This window comes from Microcoleus sp. Pol10D4, from assembly GCF_036701555.1.
In the GTDB taxonomy this organism is placed as follows: Bacteria; Cyanobacteriota; Cyanobacteriia; order Cyanobacteriales; family Microcoleaceae; genus Microcoleus.
The window spans coordinates 1-4,577 of record NZ_JAUBRA010000142.1; the positions used below are offsets into that span (position 1 = coordinate 1).

At 44.6% G+C, this 4,577-nt stretch carries 5 protein-coding genes and 1 pseudogene; 5 read left to right on the forward strand and 1 reads right to left on the reverse strand.

Annotation, left to right across the window (positions count from 1 at the left end):
* Window positions 1-199 (reverse strand): annotated as a pseudogene (locus QUA36_RS30765) (IS66 family transposase); the annotation flags it as partial.
* A gap of 389 nt (window positions 200-588) precedes the next feature.
* Here QUA36_RS30765 and QUA36_RS30770 point away from each other — a divergent pair.
* From QUA36_RS30770 to QUA36_RS30790, 5 genes are all read left to right on the forward strand, one after another.
* Window positions 589-927, forward strand: a complete 339-nt coding sequence (locus QUA36_RS30770) for a hypothetical protein (RefSeq protein ID WP_333460106.1) — start codon at window positions 589-591, stop codon at window positions 925-927.
* A gap of 38 nt (window positions 928-965) precedes the next feature.
* Window positions 966-1,556: a sigma-70 family RNA polymerase sigma factor gene (locus QUA36_RS30775; RefSeq protein WP_333460107.1), complete on the forward strand. Its 591-nt coding sequence runs from the start codon at window positions 966-968 to the stop codon at window positions 1,554-1,556.
* Complete coding sequence (locus tag QUA36_RS30780; protein WP_333460108.1) at window positions 1,553-1,999, forward strand: hypothetical protein; 447 nt, start codon at window positions 1,553-1,555, stop codon at window positions 1,997-1,999. The genes QUA36_RS30775 and QUA36_RS30780 overlap by 4 nt, the downstream gene beginning before the upstream one ends.
* Window positions 2,000-2,018: 19 nt before the next feature.
* Window positions 2,019-2,504, forward strand: a complete 486-nt coding sequence (locus tag QUA36_RS30785; protein WP_333454071.1) for a Spy/CpxP family protein refolding chaperone — start codon at window positions 2,019-2,021, stop codon at window positions 2,502-2,504.
* Window positions 2,505-3,008: 504 nt separating this feature from the next.
* The gene (locus tag QUA36_RS30790; RefSeq protein ID WP_333460109.1) at window positions 3,009-4,526 is read left to right on the forward strand and encodes an ABC transporter substrate-binding protein; all 1,518 of its coding nucleotides are present in this window, start codon (window positions 3,009-3,011) and stop codon (window positions 4,524-4,526) included.
* Window positions 4,527-4,577: the final 51 nt, after the last annotated feature.

Consider the following 4,577-nt stretch of genomic DNA (forward strand, 5'->3'; position numbering starts at 1 on the left):
ATCGCTTGAGTCTGGCATCGTCGATTTTTTCTCGTCGTCGATGGATGATAAAAGCCCTTAATAATAACCTCTTCATCGCTGGGGCAAAAATTCTGTCAAGAGCATCAATCGCATATTGGCAGTCCCGCAATTGATGAGCCAAACACACTTGCCATTGTGGCGCTGGATGATTTTTTTGAGCGCTAAATAAATCTGACACCCAGATATCAGGACGATGTTCTCCTAGAACACAGATGCAAATATGGACGATAGCCGTTCGTAACTGATGGAATGAGTGTAACGCAGATATGTGACTAAGCTTTGAATTGAACTGCCAAACGGTGAGCCTGGTTCCATTCCCAATGGTACAGGTGCAACATATTCGGTGTGACAGCAGGCACACTGACCACAATAACGTTCGATTCGGGTGATGATGGGACGAATTGGTGGTAGTTCAATTTTTTCGTAGACGGATTACAATTTTTGTGCGGCGGCGCTGACTTTCTCTCCACACTGGGGACAATTTTAACTTGGGCGATGATTGTTTGGTCGGGATGAGGATGTAGTTCTCTTCCCCCTCCTGGTCTTCCTAGGCTTCTTTGTCTTTTTATGCCCTCAATTTTCGATAGCCGAATGTTGGGCTTGAATCATGAGGACGGTGGAGTGCTGGAATTTTTGCTAGTTTTGGTGGGAGATGAGCCGGGTTTTGGTTCGTATGTGGCTAATGCTACGCTAAGTTTTTGGATTTCTTGCTATAGCTCTACTATCAAGGCTTCTTTTGCCTCGTTCGATACTTGCTTTAAGTCTGGGAGTTTTTCCATTCCTTCATCTAATGTCTATCTCGTCTTCTTGTCAAGGGGGTTGAGCAATTACCCGTTTCCCTACCTGCCGCCTCGTCGAAAAAAAATTTTCAGTCCTTTGAACCTTTTTCGCGATCGCCCTGTCTAAACACTTCAGATAACGAACTGGTGGGGGAGACTTCACAGGTGTTAGCTGTGTCAGCCAATGTTTTAACCGATGACTGTTCCGACTCGGACTTAGTTGCTCAATGTTTAAAGGGCGATCGCACTTGCTTTCGCTACCTTTACAAACGCTACCAACACAAAGTCAGGTCAACCCTTTATCAACTCTGCGGCCCGTCGCTTCTTGACGATTTAGCACAAGAAGTATTCCTGCGAGTCTGGAAAGGATTGCCCAAACTCAAGCACCAGGAAAATTTTTCTACTTGGCTTTATCGAATCACTTGGAATGTGGCTTCTGACCAAAGACAAGCATTTGCTAAACAGCATTCTTTTGACTCCCAACTCAAAAATCAAGAAGTAATGGATCGGGTTATTCTCAAAGATAACACATCGGACTTGATGCAGTTGCACTATCAAGATTTAGTGCAGCGGGGACTGGAGCAATTGAGCTTTGAACACCGCAGCGTTTTGGTGCTGCACGACTTAGAAGACATCCCGCAAAAAGAAGTAGCCCAAATTTTGGGACTGCCTGCGGGAACCGTCAAATCTCGCGTGTTTTATGCCCGAAATTCTCTGCGACAATTTTTGCAAAAAGAAGGTGTCAGCGAGCTATGAATAACCGAAGCAGCGACCAAGAGTTAGTTAATTTCTTGAAGCAACATCGCCCACATATTCCTGAAGCTGCACCAGATTTAGAGCAAAAAATTTTAGCAGCAATCGAAAGTAATCAGGCGAGTGTTTTCCAGGAAACCCACCGCAAAAAAACGCGATTAAGTGCCTCAGCTAAGTCTGATGACAGGTTAAAAATATCCTCTGTTTCTAAGTGGGCTTTATCGTCTGCGATGGCTGCTAGCTTGCTAGTTTTTTGGTCTGGCTACCGTCCGTTTGAAACTGCACAATTGCCAGATAAGGAAACAGCTCAGTTAGAAGCATTTTTAGTTACTAATTGGGAGGGTGTACTCCATGATTCTCCCCAAGAAAGTATGACCGATCGCTCACAAACAGATTGGTTGACTTTCAGCCCGGGTGCTGAGAGTGAACCGCCAACAAATAAGTAATATCAAAGAGGGAATTTTCATGTCAATTCGTCGTATTTCTGCACTAGCCGTTTTAATGCTGACTCTCGGTAGCACAGCCGCAGCAATAGCAGTTCCTAATCCCCTAGAACCGGAAACACTTGCACAAAATCAGCGACCAAATCGACCTGCTGGCAAGGAAGGTGGGATGTTCGAGAAACTGAATTTAAGCGCAGACCAAAAGCAGCAAATGCAGGCAGTTCGCGATCGCTACAAAGACCAAGTTTCCCAGCGAATGCAAGCAGTCCGCCAAGCCAGACAAGAATTGAACACGATGATGTCCGGCACGGCAAATGCCAGCGAAATACGCGAAAAACACCGTCAAATAATGGGATTGAGACAGCAGTTTGAAGAAGTTCAATTTGAAATTACACTTGCAATGCGAGAAGTGCTCACTGCCGAACAGCGCAGCCAATTAGCTCAACTGATGCAGCAGCGCCGACAAAATGCTAGAAACCGGATGCAAAACGGTCAAAAACCGCAGTAACTAACGAGTATTTTTGAGTGAATCGCAGGGTGCTTACGCACTCTGCGATTTATTATTTCAAGCTACCAGATTGGAAACATCTCAATGAAAGCAGCTAAGTTAGAAATTGGAGTTTTGAGGCAGGAGGCAGAAGGAAAGAGGAAGAAGAAAGGAGCCATAAGAAGTGTTTTTAGAAAAATGAGATGCTCGCCCAGATTCATAGAGTAAATCTAAAATCTAAAATCTAAAATCTAAAACCTAAAATCGAATTATTCCTCTAGCTGGGGCGCAAACGTTAGCTTTCATGCTGGTTGCGTCGCCTAATGTAAAGGTGCGGGTTGAGATTTTCCCCTCCAGCATGATATCATCAGGGTGCTATATTTAATTTTTTAGTTAAGATTAGCTTTTAATATAGAATTTACTAAATGAACTGCCGAGAAGGTAGAAACTACAGAGGTGAGAGAAAGAGCAAATTATAAATTTATTGATATGAGTACAATTTTCTATTAAACCGGAGCGATTGAAATGAGATTGTTAAAACCCTGGCGTTTAGTTTTATTAAGTCTAGTTTTTGGGATGGCTGTAATTTTATCAAATTGCGGCACGACCTCAAACACGGTTAGCAATAATTCTCCAACTCCGACAACTCCTGCTGCTGTTCCGGCTGGGGCTTTAGTTTACGGTGCGGGCGGGCCGCCTGTCAATCTGGAACCTGGAAATATTACTGATGGCAATTCGGTGATTGTTATCGACCAAATTTACAATCGCTTGAGTGATTTCAAACCGGGAACTGTGGAACTTGAGCCGAGTCTCGCTACTGAATGGTCAAGTTCTAAAGATGGCAAAACTTGGACTTTTAAGTTGCGTTCCGGGGTAAAGTTTCACGACGGTACGGATTTTGACGCGGAAGCTGTTAAGTTTAATGTAGATCGCTGGTGGGATGCGAAAAATCCTAACGGTTTTCGAGAAGCGGGCAAGAATTATTCAATTTGGAAAGATTTTTTTGGCGGGTTTAAGGGAGAAAAAGATTCTTTAGTAAAAGATGTGGCAGTTGTTGATAAGTTTACAATTAAGTTTGTTTTAAATCAACCTTTTGCTGCTTTCCCCTCGGCGATAGGGTCTGGTTATTTCGGGATGGCGAGTCCGGCGGCGGTGAAAAAAGCGGGTGCTAAGTACGGCACTCCGGCGTCGCTGGCGGTGGGGACGGGGCCTTTTGTGTTTCAGGAATGGCGATCGGGCGATCGCATTGTTTTGGAGAAAAATCCGAATTATTGGAAAACGGGTACGCCAAAAGTCAATCAATTGATAATTCGTTTTGTTGATGATCCGGCGGCGAGACTGGCTCAGTTGCGAGCAGGACAACTTGATTTTACTGTAGATTTAACGCCGGATCAATTAAAAGAAGTTCAGGGAGATCCTAATTTAGAAGCTGTTGTGCGACCTTCTTTTAATGTCGGTTATTTAGGGCTAAATCCGAGTTACGAACCTTTGTCAAAACCGGAAGTCAGGCGGGCGATCGCCCAAACAATTAACAAGACAGCAATAGTGCAAGCTTTCTGGGGAGAACTCGGAAAACATGATTCGCAATTTATCCCGCCTGCGCTGAATTGGGCGGCGTCTGATCAAGTTAAAGATTATGAATTTAACCCGCAGCAAGCTAAAGCAATGCTCGCGAAAGCCGGTTATCCGAACGGTTTTGATTTGGATTTGTGGTATATGCCCGTCAGCCGTCCCTATTTTCCCACGCCGAAGCCGATCGCTGAGGCTTTTGCGGCGGATTTGAGCGCGATCGGGATTCGGGTAAAATTGCTGACAAAGGATTGGTCTGCTTATTTAGCCGATCGGCTCAAACCTCCCGGATTTCAAGCTTTTATGATGGGTTGGACGGGAGATTATGGCGATCCAGACAATTTTTATTATCCTCACTTCGGGCCGGGTTCTACGGCGGATTTGGGAAATTGGAAAAATCCGAAAGTTCTGGAACTTTTGGATCGGGGGAGGGCGAGTGGTGATAAAGCAGCTAGAGCGTCGGTACAGTATTAGAAGTTGACAAAAAAAGAGATATATGAATCTACCCCGTCAAGGAATTCAACT